This is a genomic window from Delftia sp. WSY_10 (assembly GCF_043104705.1).
In the GTDB taxonomy this organism is placed as follows: Bacteria; Pseudomonadota; Gammaproteobacteria; order Burkholderiales; family Burkholderiaceae_C; genus Comamonas; species Comamonas tsuruhatensis.
The window spans coordinates 75,638-91,332 of record NZ_JBICKY010000019.1; the positions used below are offsets into that span (position 1 = coordinate 75,638).

The 15,695-nt window shown below is 67.0% G+C and carries 11 protein-coding genes; 4 read left to right on the top strand and 7 right to left on the bottom strand.

Features of this window, described 5'->3' with window-relative positions:
- Positions 1 to 74: 74 nt before the first annotated feature.
- Positions 75 to 2,654, top strand: coding sequence for a DNA topoisomerase (ATP-hydrolyzing) subunit B (gene gyrB, locus ACF8ML_RS09190; protein WP_016447261.1), 2,580 nt, complete (start codon positions 75 to 77; stop codon positions 2,652 to 2,654).
- Positions 2,655 to 2,735: 81 nt separating this feature from the next.
- Here the strand turns inward: gyrB and ACF8ML_RS09195 are convergent, their stop codons facing one another.
- Together ACF8ML_RS09195 and ACF8ML_RS09200 are read right to left on the bottom strand one after the other, a co-directional pair.
- A complete protein-coding gene (locus ACF8ML_RS09195) occupies positions 2,736 to 3,842 on the bottom strand; it encodes a CaiB/BaiF CoA transferase family protein (protein ID WP_392422619.1) in 1,107 nt (368 codons plus the stop codon).
- Between the two features lie 133 nt (positions 3,843 to 3,975).
- Positions 3,976 to 4,896 carry a LysR family transcriptional regulator gene (locus ACF8ML_RS09200; RefSeq protein ID WP_392407107.1) on the bottom strand — a complete coding sequence of 307 codons (921 nt, stop codon included), beginning with the start codon at positions 4,894 to 4,896 and terminating at the stop codon, positions 3,976 to 3,978.
- 126 nt (positions 4,897 to 5,022) lie between these two features.
- On the opposite strand from ACF8ML_RS09200, the gene ACF8ML_RS09205 reads away from it, so the two are divergent.
- The 3 genes from ACF8ML_RS09205 to ACF8ML_RS09215 all read left to right on the top strand — a co-directional run bounded on the left by ACF8ML_RS09205 (position 5,023) and on the right by ACF8ML_RS09215 (position 6,999).
- Positions 5,023 to 5,994, top strand: coding sequence for a tripartite tricarboxylate transporter substrate binding protein (locus tag ACF8ML_RS09205; RefSeq protein WP_012201952.1), 972 nt, complete (start codon positions 5,023 to 5,025; stop codon positions 5,992 to 5,994).
- Positions 5,995 to 6,005: 11 nt separating this feature from the next.
- Positions 6,006 to 6,470, top strand: a complete 465-nt coding sequence (locus tag ACF8ML_RS09210) for a MaoC family dehydratase (RefSeq protein ID WP_034365445.1) — start codon at positions 6,006 to 6,008, stop codon at positions 6,468 to 6,470.
- Between the two features lie 130 nt (positions 6,471 to 6,600).
- Entirely contained in the window at positions 6,601 to 6,999 is a 399-nt protein-coding gene (locus ACF8ML_RS09215) for a YkgJ family cysteine cluster protein (protein WP_013799932.1), read from the top strand.
- A gap of 7 nt (positions 7,000 to 7,006) precedes the next feature.
- Here ACF8ML_RS09215 and ACF8ML_RS09220 read toward each other — a convergent pair whose 3' ends face one another.
- The 5 genes from ACF8ML_RS09220 to ACF8ML_RS09240 form a co-directional block, all read right to left on the bottom strand.
- Positions 7,007 to 8,407, bottom strand: a complete 1,401-nt coding sequence (locus ACF8ML_RS09220) for a HAMP domain-containing sensor histidine kinase (RefSeq protein WP_046239392.1) — start codon at positions 8,405 to 8,407, stop codon at positions 7,007 to 7,009.
- 4 nt (positions 8,408 to 8,411) lie between these two features.
- A complete protein-coding gene (locus ACF8ML_RS09225) occupies positions 8,412 to 9,116 on the bottom strand; it encodes a response regulator transcription factor (RefSeq protein WP_017407046.1) in 705 nt (234 codons plus the stop codon).
- A gap of 153 nt (positions 9,117 to 9,269) precedes the next feature.
- Positions 9,270 to 10,406, bottom strand: coding sequence for a TolC family protein (locus ACF8ML_RS09230; RefSeq protein ID WP_223275166.1), 1,137 nt, complete (start codon positions 10,404 to 10,406; stop codon positions 9,270 to 9,272).
- A gap of 325 nt (positions 10,407 to 10,731) precedes the next feature.
- On the bottom strand, positions 10,732 to 13,845 hold the full coding sequence (locus ACF8ML_RS09235; protein WP_392407013.1) for an efflux RND transporter permease subunit: 3,114 nt from the start codon (positions 13,843 to 13,845) through the stop codon (positions 10,732 to 10,734).
- 21 nt (positions 13,846 to 13,866) lie between these two features.
- Complete coding sequence (locus ACF8ML_RS09240; protein WP_016454185.1) at positions 13,867 to 15,015, bottom strand: efflux RND transporter periplasmic adaptor subunit; 1,149 nt, start codon at positions 15,013 to 15,015, stop codon at positions 13,867 to 13,869.
- Between the last annotated feature and the right edge of the window lie 680 nt (positions 15,016 to 15,695).

The following is a 15,695-nucleotide window of genomic DNA, read 5'->3' on the forward strand; positions in this document are numbered from 1 at the left end:
CACCGCGCCAGCGGCCGAATCGAACATTTTCAAGCGAAGCGACAGCTTCCGACGGAACTACCCCAGGGCCTTCCATGACCGACGAGAACAAGCCAGAAAACCAGACCATTGCCCCCGAAGGCTCAGACTCCAGCGGCTATGGCGAAGGCGCGATCCAGATCCTCGAAGGCCTGGAGGCCGTGCGCAAGCGCCCCGGCATGTACATCGGCGACACCTCCGATGGCACGGGCCTGCACCACCTGGTCTTCGAAGTGGTGGACAACTCCATCGACGAAGCCCTGGCCGGCTACTGCGACGACATCCTGGTCACCATCCATGCCGATGGCTCCCTGTCCGTCATCGACAACGGCCGCGGCATCCCCACGCGCGTGAAGATGGACGACAAGCACGAGCCCAAGCGCTCGGCGGCCGAAATCGCCCTCACCGAACTGCACGCGGGCGGCAAGTTCAACCAGAACAGCTACAAGGTCTCGGGCGGCCTGCACGGCGTGGGCGTGTCCTGCGTGAACGCACTGTCCATCTGGCTCAAGCTCAGCGTGCGCCGCGACGGCGAAGTCTACGAGATCGACTTCTCGCGCGGCCAGGTGCAGAACCGCCCCATCGAGATCGTGGACGGCGTCGAGGTCTCGCCCATGCGCGTGGTCGGCAAGAGCGACAAGCGCGGCACCAAGGTCCACTTCCTGCCCGACACGGAAATCTTCACGCAGAACCATGAGTTCCGCTACGAGATCCTGGCCAAGCGCCTGCGCGAACTGTCCTTCCTGAACAACGGCGTGCGCATCCGCCTCAAGGACGAGCGCGACGGCCGCGAGGATGACTTCTCCGGCGCCGGCGGCGTCATGGGCTTCGTGCAGTTCATCAACGCCAACAAGAAGGTGCTGCACCCCACCGCCTTCCACGCCAACGGCACGCGTCCTGCGGAAAGCTACGGCGGCATCCCCGGCACCGAGATCGGCGTCGAAGTCGCCATGCAGTGGAACGACAGCTATGCCGAGCAGGTGCTGTGCTTCACCAACAACATCCCGCAGCGCGACGGCGGCACCCACCTGACGGGCCTGCGCGCCGCCATGACGCGCGTGATCGGCAAGTACATCGAGCAGAACGAGCTGGCCAAGAAGGCCAAGGTCGAGGTCAGCGGCGACGACATGCGCGAAGGCCTGTGCTGCGTGCTGTCCGTGAAGGTGCCCGAGCCCAAGTTCAGCAGCCAGACCAAGGACAAGCTGGTCTCCAGCGAAGTGCGCGCGCCCGTGGAGGACATCGTCGCCAAGGCGCTGACCGACTACCTGGAGGAAAAGCCCAACGACGCCAAGATCCTGTGCAGCAAGATCGTCGATGCCGCGCGTGCCCGCGAGGCCGCGCGCAAGGCCCGCGAGATGACGCGCCGCAAGGGCGTGCTCGACGGCATGGGCCTGCCCGGCAAGCTGGCCGACTGCCAGGAAAAGGACCCGGCGCTGTGCGAGATCTACATCGTCGAGGGTGACTCCGCCGGCGGCTCCGCCAAGCAAGGTCGCGACCGCAAGTTCCAGGCCATCCTGCCGCTGCGCGGCAAGATCCTGAACGTGGAAAAGGCCCGCTACGAGAAGCTGCTGTCCAGCAACGAAATCGTCACCCTGATCACGGCCCTGGGCACCGGCATCGGCAAGGCCACGGCCGAATCGGGCAAGAGCGGCAGCGACGACTTCGACCCCAACAAGCTGCGCTACCACCGCATCATCATCATGACCGACGCGGACGTGGACGGCGCCCACATCCGCACCCTGCTGCTGACCTTCTTCTACCGCCAGATGCCGGACCTGGTCGAGCGCGGCCACATCTACATCGCCCAGCCGCCGCTGTACAAGGTCAAGAACGGCAAGGAAGAGCTGTACATCAAGGACGGTCCCGCGCTCAACCAGTACCTGCTGCGCATCGCGCTGATGAACGCCAGCGTCAGCACCGGCGGCGCCAACCCGCGCACGCTGGACGGCGAGGAACTGGCCAAGCTGGCCAACATGCACCTGGCTGCCGAGACCGTCATCGACCGCCTGTCCAACTTCATGGATGCCGAGGCCCTGCGCGCCATCGCCGACGGCGTGCAGATCACGCTGGACAGCATCGAGGCGGCACAGGCCTGCGCCCCCATCCTGGAGGCCAAGCTGCGCGAGTTGACCACCACAGGCGTGCCCGCCGAGGTCACGGCCGAAATCGACCCGGTCTCCGAAAAGCCCGTGCTGCGCATCAGCCGCCACCACCACGGCAACATCAAGAGCTCCATCCTCACCCAGGAGTTCGTGCGCAGCCACGACTACGCCGCGCTGGCCGACGAAGCCCAGAACTTCAACGGCCTGCTGGGCGAAGGCGCCAAGGTCACGCGCGGCGAAGGCGAGAAGGCCAAGAGCGACAAGGCCACCGACTTCCGCCAGGCCATGCAATGGCTGCTGCACGAGGCCGAACGCACCACGGCCCGCCAGCGCTACAAGGGCCTGGGCGAAATGAACCCCGAGCAGCTGTGGGAGACCACCATGGACCCCACCGTGCGCAGCCTGCTGCAGGTGCAGATCGGCGACGCCATCGAGGCCGACCGCGTGTTCACCATGCTCATGGGCGACGAGGTGGAGCCGCGCCGGGACTTCATCGAGACGAATGCGCTGCGGGCGGGCAATATCGACGTCTGATCCAGCCGAACGGCACACTGCAAAAAGCGCTCTGCAAGGAGCGCTTTTTTCATGGCCGGACCTTGGCCCCCCTGGCCATGTTTACCGCCCGCCAAACTCCTCCCACAGCGCCTGCGTGTGCTCGCCCAGCGCGGGCACGGCGCCCATGGCGGCTTCGGCATCCGACAGCGTGGCCGGGGGCAGCAGGGCCTGGATACTGCCGGCGGGCGTGGCCACCTCGCGCCAGCGTTCGCGCGCCTGCAATTGCGGATGGTTCCAGACCGCGTGCATGTCGTTGAGCGGCGCGTTGGCGATGTCGCCTGCATCCAGGCGCTGCATGGCCTGTTCGCGGCTCAGGTGGGCCAGCACGGATGCGATCACCGCATCGAGTTCCTTGCGGTGCGCCACGCGCTGCAGGTTGGTGGCAAAGCGCGTGTCCTGCGCCAGCGCAGGCTGCTGCAGCACATGGGTGCAGAAGCTGTGCCATTCGCGGTCGTTCTGCAGGCCGAAGATCAGGCTCTGGCCGTCACCGGCCGTGTACTGGCCATAGGGCGCGATGGAAGGATGGGTCAGCCCGCTGCGCGCAGGCGCCGTGCCGCCGTAGTGGGCGAAGTTCAGCGGGTAGGACATCCATTCGGCCAGCGCCTCCAGCATGGACACCTCCACGCGCAGGCCCCGGCCGGTGCGTGCGCGCTGCAGCAGGGCGGACAGCATGCCCGAGTAGGCATACATGCCGGCCGCGATGTCGGCAATGGAAATGCCCACGCGTGCGGGCTGGTCGGGCGTGCCCGTGACCGAGATCAGGCCGGCTGCCGCCTGGATCAGCAGGTCGTAGGCCTTCCTGTCGCTGAGCGGTCCGCCCTCGCCATAGCCCGATATATCGCAGACGATGAGACGCGGATATTTCTCATGCAGGCTGTCGAAATCCATGCCCATTCTCTGCATGGCACCGGGGGCCAGGTTCTGGATCAGGATATCGGCGTTTTCCAGTATTTTCCCGACGATATGCTGCCCTTCGGCGGTCTTGATGTCCGCAGCCAGGCTTTGCTTTCCTCGATTGGCCCAGACAAAAAAGGATGATTCACCATGGACCTTGTCGTCATAGCCCCGTGCAAAATCCCCATCGGGCAATCGCTCCAGCTTGATGACCCTGGCACCCAGGTCCGCCAGCTGCCGGCTGGCAAAAGGCCCTGCCACGGCGTGTTCCATGGCCAATACCGTCAAACCATCCAATGGGCGTGTCTGCATTTTCTTGAACTAGGCGAATATTCGATTCGCCGCATTCTAGAAGTGCGACCATCACCCAGCCAGTCGGCATTTTCTAAGCGGAATTTCAAATCTTCTAAGGCAGGGTTTCCTGCACGGCGCCTTCCTCGGGCAAAGGCCGGGCCGCCACATAGGCCACGAAATCGCGGGCATAGGCGGGCAGGGTTTCGGGTTCGCGCGTGACCACCTTCTGCTCGCGCTGCGCCCAGGCCTCGTCCAGGCCCACGGCAGCCAGCCTGCGCGCCTGCAGCGCCGGCCGGGCAATGGAGCGCGGCACCAGCGCAATGCCCACGCCTTCCTGTACGCACTGCAGCACGGCCTCGAATGTTGGTGCGTGCACACGTACCCTGGGATTCATGCCCAGCCTGAATGCCATGCCTTGGAGGTAGAGGAAGTTGCTGGTCTTGCGGCCGATCGAGACCAGGTCGTAGGTCAGCGCAGTTTCCAGCGGCACCTTGCTGCTGGCGGCCAAGGGGTGGCCAGCGGGCACCACGAACACCAGTTCATCGTGGCCATAGGTGATGGCATGCAGGCCATGCAGATCGATCTGGCCAGCCACCAGGCCCACGTCGGCACTGCCGTCGAGCACGGCGCGCACCGTGTCTTCGCTCAGGCGCTCCTCCAGGTCCACATTGACGTTCGGATAATGGGCCAGATAGCGGCTGAGCACGGGCGCGATTCCCGTCAGCGTGCTGCTGTTGGCAAATACGCGGATATGGCCTGATATTCCGTTGATGTGTCTTTGCATTTCTCCGTGCAGGCGGTCCACGCTGCCGAAAATGGAATCGGCGTATTTCTTGACCGTCATTCCCGCCGGGGTCAGCACCATGCCTTTGGACGTTCTTTCAAACAGCGATGCGCCCATGGCCTGCTCCAGATTCTTGAGCCGGTAGCTGGCCGATGGCGCCGTCAAATGCATTTCAGCCGCGCCTGCGCTGAGGCTTTTGGCCTGGGCAATCGCAAGGAAAACCCTGAGATCCGTCAATTCATATCGCATCCGTTGCATGCCCGCCTTGGGCATTTCCTTGGTGTTAGACGGTTTCTAACCGCCCTATCAATGATTCGACTGGCCGCATTGGCAGCGCATTTCTATAGTCGGCGCCAGGAGACAACGGAGAAAATTATGGACTTCAAGACGGCAAGACGCCAAACCCTTCTCACCGCCCTGCTTCTGGCCGCCGGCGCGGCCGCGTCGCAGGACTATCCTGCGCGCCCCATCAAGCTGGTGATTCCCTACGCGGCAGGCGGCCCCACCGACACCTTCGGCCGCGCCATGGCCGATGTCTGGAGCCAGAAGCTGGGCACGCCCGTGGTGATCGAGAACCGCACGGGTGCCGGCACCCTGGTGGGCACGGAGGCGGTTGCCAAGGCAGCCCCTGACGGCTACACCCTGCTGCTGACCACGGTGGCGCATGCCGTCAATCCCTACATCCACGACAAGCTGGGCTACCGCACGGAGGAAGACTTCGCGCCTGTGGGACTGCTCGCCAGGGCGCCGCTGGTGCTGGTGGTGGACAAGCGGCTGCCCGTGCAAAGCCTGCCGGATTTCCTGGCCTATCTGCGGGCGCGGCCCGGCCAGGTCAGCTATGCATCGGCGGGCGTGGGCAGCGCTCCGCACCTGGGCGCGGAGCTGCTGAACCTGATGGCGGGCACCCGGGCCCAGCATGTGCCCTACCGGGGCAGTGCGCCAGCCATACAGGACCTCATCGGCGGGCACCTGGCCTTCATGCTGGACAGTGCGCCCACAGGCCTGGCCCAGGTCAAGGCGGGCACGGTGCGCCTGCTGGCCACCACCATGGCCCAGCGCCTGCCGCAGACGCCCGACACGCCTGCCATTGCCGAGCAGGTGCCCGGCTACGAGGCCTATACCTGGAACGCCGTGTTCGCCCCCGCAGGCACGCCGCCAGCGCTGATTGCCCGCCTGCAGTCCAGCCTGCAGGCCACGGTGGACGATGCCGGGCTGCAGAAAAAGGCCTACGACATGGGCCTGGTGCTGGAAAAGCAGCCGCGCCCCCAGGCGCTGGCCGCCTTCCTCAAGCAGGAGCTGGACAAATGGGGCAAGGTCGCCCGGGCCGCCCACATGAGCGCGAACTGAGGAGAGTCGCCATGCCACGCCATCCATCCCTGTGCGCCCAGCGCTACTTTGAAGACTTCGCGCTGGGCGAGGTCTTCGCCCTGCCATCGCGCACCATGACCGACGCCCTGTTCGCCGCCTTCCAGCTGGCCAGCGGCGACAACCATCCCGTGCACTACGACGTGGAGTACTGCCGCGCGCGCGGCATGCCCCATATGCTGGCCCACGGCTACCAGGTGGCCATACAGACGGCGGCAGGCGCCGGCCTGTTCCCGCACATGGTCGAGGAATCGCTCAAGGGCTTTCTGGAGCAGGGCAGCCGCTTCCTGGCCCCCGTTTATGTGGGCGACACGCTGTACTGCACGCTGACGGTGTCCGAGCTCAAGCCCGGCAACACCACGGGCGTGCTGACCCTGGCCACCGAGGTGCTGAACCAGCGCGCCGAGCGGGTGTCCGACGGGTTTCAGAAATACCTGTTGAGGAAGCGGCCGGCCTGAGGGCCAGGGGATGGATGCAGGGGCGGCGTCCCCCAAAGACCCGCCCCGTCGCTTGGCTACGCCGGCGCGGCAACCGCCGCCGGGCTTTCTGGCGAAAAATAGCGGCCCTGCACACGCCCATCGCCCACCCATGAGATCCCCCATCAGCATCGTCGACGTCGACCGCCTCGACTCCTGGAGCAAATACAAGCCCGGCATGTGCGACAGCTGTGCGGCCAACTGCTGCACCATGCCGCTGGAGGTGCAGCTGCCCGATCTGGTGCGGCTGGAACTGGTGGATCCGTTCGAGGTGGACAACGTGGAGCCCAAGCTCATCGCCAAGCGGCTGATGAAGATGCGCTTGATCGACCACTACAACCCCAAGCACAACATCTTCACCATGGCGCGGCGCGCCAGCGGGGACTGCAATTTTCTGGATGCCAAGTCGCGGCGCTGCACGGTCTACGACAAGCGGCCCGAAACCTGTCGCCTGCACCCCAAGAAGGGGCCCAAGCCCGGCTTTTGCGCCTACGGTCACAAGGACCGCTGAAACGGCTTCAGGCCGTGGGCAACCCGGGCAGCCAGATCCTTGCCTGCAGGCCCGGATGCATGTTCTCGAAGCCCAGCTTGCCGCCGTGCAGCTGCACGATGGCCAGCACGCTGGCCAGGCCCAGGCCGTAGCCTTCGCGGTCCGATTCGGCTCGGTAAAAACGGGTGCTCATCTTCTCGCGCGTCTGCGCGTCCACGCCGGGGCCGCGGTCCTGCACGATGATTTCCACGCCCCAGGCGCCGCCGTCCATGCCGTGCTCGTGGGCCACGCCCGCGCGCAGCAGCATGTCGGCGCCGTGGTCGCTGTCGGGCAGTGATCCGTACTTGATGGCGTTGTCCACGAGGTTGGCCACGGCGCTGGCCAGCAGGTCCCCGTCGCCCAGCGCCATGGGCGTGCCTTCGACCTGCAGCCGCAGCACGCCGCCTGCGTCCTCGACCAGCGGTTCGTAGAACTCCACCACGTCGACCAGCAGGGCACGCAGGTCCACGGGCGCGAAGTTCTTGCGGCTGGCGCCGCTTTCCACTTCGGCAATCTGCAGCAACTTGTCGAAGACCACGCCCAGCTCGGCCACTTCCTGGGCCACCAGCGCCAGCGTCTCGTTCTTTTCCTCGGGCGTGGCCTGCTGGGCATTGCGCAGGCGCAGCAGGATGCGCGTCAGCGGCGTGCGCAGGTTGTGGGCGATGGTGTTGGAGACATGGCGTATGCCGTCCATCAGCAGTTCCAGCCGGTCCAGCATGGTGTTGATGTCGCGGTTGAGCAGCGTGAACTCATCGTCGCGGCGCGTGACCGGAATGCGCTGGCGCAGGTCACCCGTGGCCACGCGCGCCATGGTGCTGCGGATGTCGGCGGCACGCTCTTCCACCACGCGCCGGAAGGCCCCGGCGCCCAGCACGGCCATGCCCAGGGCCACCAGGCCGGCCAGCAGGCTGGCGCGGCCGAACAGCTCCTCCACATCGCTTTGCACCTGCATGTCGCTGCCCACGGCCAGCAGCTTGCCGTCGGACAGCTGGGCCACGGCCACGCGGCCCGCGATGATGCGGCCGTTGCGCCGCACCTTGAGATCGCGCACGCCCATCTCCGTCAGGCGGCGTGCGGGCACCACGTCGGCGTTGCCGATGATGGGATTGCCGTCGCCATCCATGAGGATGAGGATTTCGGTATCGGTGTTGACGCCGTCCAGCAGGGTCTGCTGGATCTCGGCCTCCAGCGCGGGCTCGCCGTACTTGTCGCGGTGCTCGACCAGGCGGCGCATGTGGTTCTCGGCCTGCCGGTCCATGCGCATGCGCAGCACGCCCACGGTCTGCACGTAGAACACCGACAGCACGATGGACATGGTCAGCACCAGCAGCACGCCGTAGGTCAGCGCCAGCCGGAAGGCCGTGGAGCTCCAGGGCTTGGCCAGCGACATGGGATCAGGCCACCTGCGGCAGGTCCTGCGGCCGGTCCGACAGGCTGTAGCCCACGCCGCGCACGGTGTGGATCAGCGCGGGCTCGAAGCCCTTGTCCACCTTGCCGCGCAGGCGGCTGATGTGCACGTCGATGACATTGGTCTGCGGGTCGAACCGGTAGTCCCACACCGACTCCAGCAGCATGGTGCGCGTGACGATCTGGTGCGCGTGCTGCATCAGAAAGGCCAGCAGGCGGAACTCGCGCGGCTGCAGCGCCAGCGGCTGGCCCGCGCGCTCGGCGCTGCGCGTGAGCAGGTTCAGCCGCAGGTCGGCCAGGCGCATCTCGCGCGCAGGGGCCGGGATCTGGGCGCGGCGCACCAGGGCCTCCAGGCGTGCCGAGAGTTCGGAGAAGGCAAAGGGCTTGGTCAGGTAGTCGTCGCAGCCGGCCTTGAGGCCGCGCACGCGCTCGTCCGTGGCCGACAGGGCGCTGAGCACCAGCACCGGCGTCTGCTTGCCCATGGAGCGCAGCGTCTGCAGGATCTGCAGGCCGTCGAAGCCGTTGGGCAGCATGCGGTCGAGGATGATCACATCCCAGCTCTCGCCCACGGCCATGGCGATGCCCTGCACACCATCGCTGCACACCGCCACCTGCGCGCCCTGCTGGCGCAGGCCTTCGGCGATGTAGCGCGCGTTCAGCGCGTCGTCTTCGATGATGAGATAGCGGTACATGCGGGCGGCAGGGCCTGACTCGAAACTGAGGCAGACACTATACGGCGCGCCAGACTCCGCCGAGATCGGTGGGGATGCCGGCATGTTGACCACCTCTTTCCAGCTAGGGGCAGGGCCGCGCGGCATCCCAGAGCACCGCGCCGCATGAAACCGTCAGGGCGCAGCCCACATCGGCAGATCGCCGCTGGCCACGCGCACCTGCCACTCGGCCAGCATCATTTCCTTGACCAGGTCCAGGTGCTCCAGGCGGTGCTCGTTGATCGATCCCAGCGAATCGATCAGCTCCAGGATGGAGCCCTGGCCCAGCTTGTAGGCGTCCTGGGCCATCTGGTTGAGCGGCGCGATCTGCGCCAGGCCCTGCTTTTCGTAGGCGCGCACGGCATCGCGGCGCAGCTTCAGCTGCCTGATGGCGCGCTGCAGCTCGGTACGCGCCTCGATCAGCGCGGCGTCGTAGCGCAGCTGGGCCTGCTCGGCCTCCACCTGGGCACGCGCGATGGGGCCTTCGCGGCGATCGAACAGCGGCAGCTCCACCGACACGCCGATCTGGTTGTAGTTGCCGTCCAGCCGGTTGCGCACCCGCGCCACGCTGATGCTGGGCGTGGGCAGGGCTTCGCGGCGTTCCAGTTCGACCTTGTGGCGCAGCTGGTCCAGCTCGGCCTGGGCGGCCACCAGGGCCGGCAGGCGCAGGCGCGCGGCCTCCCAAAGTTCCTGCTCGTGCAACAGCTGGGCCACGGGAACGGCCTGCAGGCTGCCCGTGGCGCGCGGTGCCCACTGGGGCAGGGCGGCCAGGGCGGCGGCGTGCGAGGCGGCATCCTGCCAGTCCGACTGGGCCTGGCTGACCTGCATGGCCATCTGGGCCTGCTGCAGGCTCAGGCGCGCGCCGTCATAGCGGCTGCGCGCACCGGCCTCGATCTGTCCGCGCACGATATTGCCCGCGCTGTTCAGGGCCTCCTGCGCCTCTTGCCAGACCTTCAGGCGCTGCTGCGTCATCAGCAGGTCGATGAAGGCCGTGGCTGCATCGTTGAGCGTGGTGGCCACGGCCACCTCGACATTGGCGCGCGCCGCCGTCTCGCCCTTGCGCGCGTTCTCCATGCGCAGGCGCCGCTGGCCGAAGATAGGCAGCGGCTGCTCTATGCCCCACTGCTTCTCGCCCGGCTTGCTGCTGTACGACGCCGAAGGATTGGGAAACGCCGCCGCCGTGCGGCTGTCCGCCTGCGCAATCCCGATCTGCAGCCGCTGCGCAGCCAGCTGGGGCTGGTTGCGCACCACCATCTGCAGATACTCCTGCATCCCCACCGGCTGCTGCGGCGCAGCCGCCGGAGCCACCTCGGAGGCAGGCGCCGCAGTGGTGGCCGGCACAGCCGCCCCGCCCGGTACAGCGGGTACAGCGGGTACAGCGGGTACAGCGGGTACAGCGGGTACAGCCTGCTGCGCAAGCGCAGAACCCGCCCCGCAGCACAGCGCCACAGCCACAAACAGGGCCCGATAACGGGCGCTGCCTGCAAAACCGGCGCGACCAAAAGCCAGGGACGCCGAGCAAGAGCCGCCTCGCGGCGAGGGCGTCGTCCCCCCCGCGAAGCGAGAGGGGGAAGCGGCGAAGCCGCTCAGGGGGCTATCACTCTTTTTCATCGAGTTCTTCCTGCGTCAACATGTTCTTGGGGCCCAGCAGCGCATAGAGCACGGGCAGCAGCACCAGGGCCACCAGGGGCAGCACCACCATGCCGCCCACGATCACGGAGGCGAAGGGCTTTTGCGTCTCGCTGCCCACGCCCGTGGACAGCGCCATGGGCAGCAGGCCCAGCAGCGCCAGCAGCGCCACGAGCACGATGGAGCGCATGCGCTCGGCAGCGCCCTCGACCAGGGCCTGCATCATGGGCATGCCCTGCCGTCGCAGCTCCTCCACGGCCGAGATCACCAGCAGGCCGGCCAGCGCCACCTGTCCCAGCAGCGCGATGAAGCCGATGGCCGCACTGATGGACAGCTCGATGCCCGCCAAGTGCAGGGCCGCGATGCCGCCCACCATGGTGAAGGGCGCGCACAGCAAGATGATGCCGGCGCTGCGCGCCTGGCCCAGCGCGCCGAACAGCAGGGCGTAGACGATGATCAGCGACAGCGGCACCACGATCTTCAGGCGTGCGGCCGCGCGCTGCTGGTTCTCCCACTCGCCGCCCCAGACGGCCTGGTAGCCCTCGGGGATCTTCACGTTCTTCTTGAACGTGGCCAGCGTGTCCTTGACCACGGAGCCGATGTCGCGGCCTTCCACGTTGAACTTGAGCGCCATGTAGCGCGCATTGCCTTCGCGGAAGATGGAGGAGTTGCCGATCTTGATGGCCACCTTGCCCACGGAGTGCAGCGGCACCGAGCCGCCCGCAGCGCCATTGGGCAGGGGGATGGCAATGTTGCGGATGCGTTCCTCGTCCATGCGGTCCACGTAGGGCAGGCGCACGCGCACGGGCACGGGGTACTCGCCTTCCCACAGCGTGGTGGAGATGTTGCCGGCCAGCGCGGCCTCCAGCGTCTTTTGCGCGGTCTCCATGGCAATGCCCTGGCGCGCCAGCGCCTGGCGGTCGAACTCCACGTGCACCTGGGGCGCAGGCGCGTCGCGGTACAGGCCCAGGTCGACCACGCCGTCGATGTCCTTCACCAGGTCCACGGTCTGCTGCAGGATGGAGCGCAGCTGCGGAATGTCGGGGCCGAAGACCTTGAGCACCACCTGGCCGCGCGCGCCGGACGTCGATTCCTCCACGCTGTCGCGGATGGGCTGGGCGAAGTTGAACGACACGCCCGGAATCTCGCTGAGCGTGGCGCGCATCTGCTCGATGAGCTGGGGCTTGGTCAGGCCCTTGCGCCATTCGCCGTGGCCCTTCAGGCGCACCAGCACCTTGGCCAGGTTCAGCGTCTCGTTGTCGGTGCCGGACTCGGGACGGCCCTGCTCGGTGGTGACGGTGATGACCTCGGGGAAGGTCTTCAGGCGCAGGCGCACGTCGCGCAGCACTTCCTGGCCCTTTTCCAGCGAGATCGATGCCGGCATCTGCACCAGCACGTAGGCGTCGCCTTCATCGAGCTCGGGCAGGAATTCCGTGCCCAGCCAGGCGGCCGACAGGCCGGCCGCCACCAGGATGGCCAGCGAGGCGACCACCACCATGACACGGCGCCGCCCGGCGCCCAGCAGGCTGCCGATCCAGTGCTGGTAGCCGTGGTGCGCGCGGTCGAAGATCTTGGGCTCTTCCACCATCACGTGCTGGGGCTTGAGGAACAGCGCGCACAGCGCCGGCACCAGGCCCATGGCGAAGACCAGGGCACCCAGCAGCGCGAAGCTGTAGGTCATGGCCAGCGGACGGAAGATGCGGCCCTCGATGCTTTCCAGCGAGAACACGGGGATCAGCGCCGCGATCACGATGGCCATGGCGAACAGCGTGGGCTTGGCCACGGCCACGGCCGAGTCGATGATGATGTGGCGCATGTCCGCCTGCGTCTGCGGCTTGCGCAGGCGGGCGTTGCGGATGATGTTCTCGGCCAGCACCACGGCGCCGTCCACCATGATGCCGAAGTCGATGGCGCCCATGGAGATCAGGTTGGCCGGCATGCCCAGCAGGTGCAGGCCGATGAAGGCCACCAGCAGCGACAGCGGGATCACCGTGGCCACGATCAGCGAGCCGCGCAGGCTGCGCAGGAACAGCCACAGCACGCCCACGATCAGCGTGGCGCCGAACAGCAGGTTGTGCTGCACCGTGCCCAGCGTGTGGCCGACCAGATCGGAGCGGTCGTAGTTGGTCTCCATGTGCATGCCCTCGGGCAGGCCGCCGTCATTGAGCGCGGCCACCTTGGCATGGATCTGGTCCAGCACCACCGAGGGGTTCTCGCCGCGCTTGAGCAGCACGATGCCCTGGACCACGTCGTCGGCATCGTCCATGCCCACCGAGCCCTGGCGCGGCGTGTGCGACTGCACCACGCGCGCCACGTCGCCAATGGTCACGGGCGCGCTGCCGCGCATGGCCACGACCACGCCCTGGATCTCCTGCGGCGTGCGCAGCAGGCCGATGCCGCGGATGATCAGCGACTGCTCGCCGCGGCGCATCAGGCCGCCGCCCACGTTGCGGTTGGACTTGGACAGGGCATCGCTCACGTCTTCCAGCGACAGGCCCAGCGCATACAGCTTCTCGGGATCGACCTCGACGTGGTACTCCTTGACGAAGCCGCCGATGCTGACCACGTCGGCCACGCCCTGCACCTGCTTGAGCACGCGCACCACGCGCCATTCCTGCTCGGTGCGCAGCTGCGCCAGCGTGTGGCGGTCGCTCTTCAGGCGGTAGTAGAAGATCTTGCCCAGCGGCGTGTAGTCGGGCGCCATCTCGGGCGTGACGCCGTCGGGCAGATTGGCCTGGGGCAGGCGCTGCGACACCTCGGCGCGCGCATGGAAGCTGTCGGCCTCGTCATTGAAGACGAGGTTGATCATGGCCAGGCCGAAGTAGCTCTCCGAGCGCAGCGACACCAGGCCCGGCGTGCCGTTGAGCTCGCGCTCCAGCGGCTGGGTGATCTGGCGCTCCACCTCCTCGGGGGCCAGGCCCGGCGCCTGGGCAATCACGCCCACCTGCACATTGGTCACATCGGGATAGGCCTCGATGGCCGTGTGCAGGTACGAATACACGCCATAGATGGCGATGATCAGGGTGGCGCACAGGGCGACGAGCCGCCGGTGCACCACAAACGCTATCAGGGAACGCAGCATTGATGGGACTCCTTGCCGCGATCAGAGCAGCTGGCTGGCTGCGCCGTCGAGCAGCAGACCACCGCGCACGACGATCTTCTCACCCGACTTCAGGCCCGACACCACGGGCACCATGCCGCGCGAGGGCCGGCCCAGCACCACGGTGCGGGCCTCGAACTGCAGCTCGCCGGTCTGCACGAAGACGATGCTGCGGCTTTCATCCTTGATGAGCACGGCCGTCACGGGGATCAGCATCTCGTGCTCGTTGGAGACCTGCAGGCCCACGCGCGCCTGCATGCCGGAACGCAGCACGGGGTTTTGCGCATCGAGCTGCACGATGACGGAGGCGCGGCGCGATTCCTTGTCCAGCGTGGCGCCCAGGTGGCGCACCGTGCCGGTCAGGGGCTTGGGCAGCTGCGGCACATCGACCTGCACGGCACTGCCCAGGCGGATGCCGGGCAGATCGCTTTCGAAGACATCGGCCACCACGTTCATGGCGGCGGGATCGCCGATCAGGAACAGCTCGCCGCTGGGCTCGACCGAGGCGCCGACCACGGCCTTGCGCTCGGCCACCACGCCGGCGCGCGGCGCACGCAGCACCAGCCGGTCGCCGCCGCCTTGCCCCAGCAGCGCCGACGTGCCCTGGGCACGCGCCAGCTCCTGGGCCGACTCGCGCAGCTTGGCCTGGGCCGCGCGCAGATCCACCTCCACGCCCACGCCCTTGTCCACCATGGTCTGCTGGCGCCGCACTTCCACGGTGGCCACGTCATGCGCGCTGCGGGCAGCTTCCACCTCGTAGCGCACGCGCAGCGCCTCGGGGCTGACCAGGGTGGCCAGCTCGTCGCCGGCCTTGACGATGTCGCCCACGTGGGCACGCACGGACACCACGCGCGCGGCCAGCGGCACCGAGACGGTGGCCACGCGGTCCTCGGCAAAGGTCACGCGCGCCGGCGCCCAGGCCATCTGCGTGCCCTGCGGATCGGCCACCGCGGCGATGTCCAGCATCTTCAGCGACTCGGGCTTGACCCGCACCACGCCGGCGGGCGCGGGTGCCTGCGCGGCAGGCTCGTTCTGTGCCGATGCCTTGGATGCATCGCAGCCCGCCACAAGGCAGGCCACGGCGATGACGGCGCATGCCGAGGCCGCCGGAAACCGGGCTGCCGTGGGCAGGCCCGCAAGTGTCTTGATCATTCTTGCCCCTTCAATCCATGCCTGGAGCGCAGGGACTGCAGCGAGCCGACCCTTGTCTCCTGAGATGAAACAGATGCTAGAAAACGCATCTTCCGGCGTGCGTGAAGCCTTCATTACCGTTTGGTAAGGCACTCGCATGCCCTGGGCTCGCCCCCGGGACCTGTCCCCGGCGGGGATGGTCTGTGCCTTTGCCGGACTTTTGCGAGATCCGGTGCGGTCCGCGGCGCACAGCCTGCGCGGTCCCGGACCTGCCGCCTGGCGTGGGACCCAGGCCAGGCCGCAGCGGCGGCAGACCTGTGGATATCCCGGGGAAAAACACACCCTGCAAAGCCAGAGATCTGCACAGGCCCTGTTTTCCACAGTGGTGACAACTTCCATCACCTTCTGCAAATTGCAGCAAACCTGAATCCGCGAAAAATTCGTTGCAAATCAACGATGAATCGCGACAATTACTCCATCAATCCACAGGCATGCCAACAGCATGCACACAAGATTGACCACAGGCCGCACACCCTGGCAGCTGTGGGCAAGACTGTGGATGCAGCCACGCGCACAGCCATCAACGGCCATGGGAACAATCCAGGAACAGCCGGTGGACAGATGTCCATCCCGGCCACCGATACCCACCTGTACGCACATGCGATTGGCGGGTGCAGTGATCCATATGACGTGCAGCTTGT

Coding starts and splice junctions, on each gene's coding strand:
- ACF8ML_RS09215 (WP_013799932.1), top strand. CDS start 6,601: ATGAGATCCCCCATCAGCATCGTCGACGTCGACCGCCTCGACTCCTGG.
- ACF8ML_RS09240 (WP_016454185.1), bottom strand. CDS start 15,015: ATGATCAAGACACTTGCGGGCCTGCCCACGGCAGCCCGGTTTCCGGCG.
- ACF8ML_RS09225 (WP_017407046.1), bottom strand. CDS start 9,116: ATGTACCGCTATCTCATCATCGAAGACGACGCGCTGAACGCGCGCTAC.
- gyrB (WP_016447261.1), top strand. CDS start 75: ATGACCGACGAGAACAAGCCAGAAAACCAGACCATTGCCCCCGAAGGC.
- ACF8ML_RS09220 (WP_046239392.1), bottom strand. CDS start 8,407: ATGTCGCTGGCCAAGCCCTGGAGCTCCACGGCCTTCCGGCTGGCGCTG.
- ACF8ML_RS09210 (WP_034365445.1), top strand. CDS start 6,006: ATGCCACGCCATCCATCCCTGTGCGCCCAGCGCTACTTTGAAGACTTC.
- ACF8ML_RS09205 (WP_012201952.1), top strand. CDS start 5,023: ATGGACTTCAAGACGGCAAGACGCCAAACCCTTCTCACCGCCCTGCTT.
- ACF8ML_RS09230 (WP_223275166.1), bottom strand. CDS start 10,406: ATGCAGGAGTATCTGCAGATGGTGGTGCGCAACCAGCCCCAGCTGGCT.
- ACF8ML_RS09200 (WP_392407107.1), bottom strand. CDS start 4,896: ATGCGATATGAATTGACGGATCTCAGGGTTTTCCTTGCGATTGCCCAG.
- ACF8ML_RS09235 (WP_392407013.1), bottom strand. CDS start 13,845: ATGCTGCGTTCCCTGATAGCGTTTGTGGTGCACCGGCGGCTCGTCGCC.
- ACF8ML_RS09195 (WP_392422619.1), bottom strand. CDS start 3,842: ATGGAACACGCCGTGGCAGGGCCTTTTGCCAGCCGGCAGCTGGCGGAC.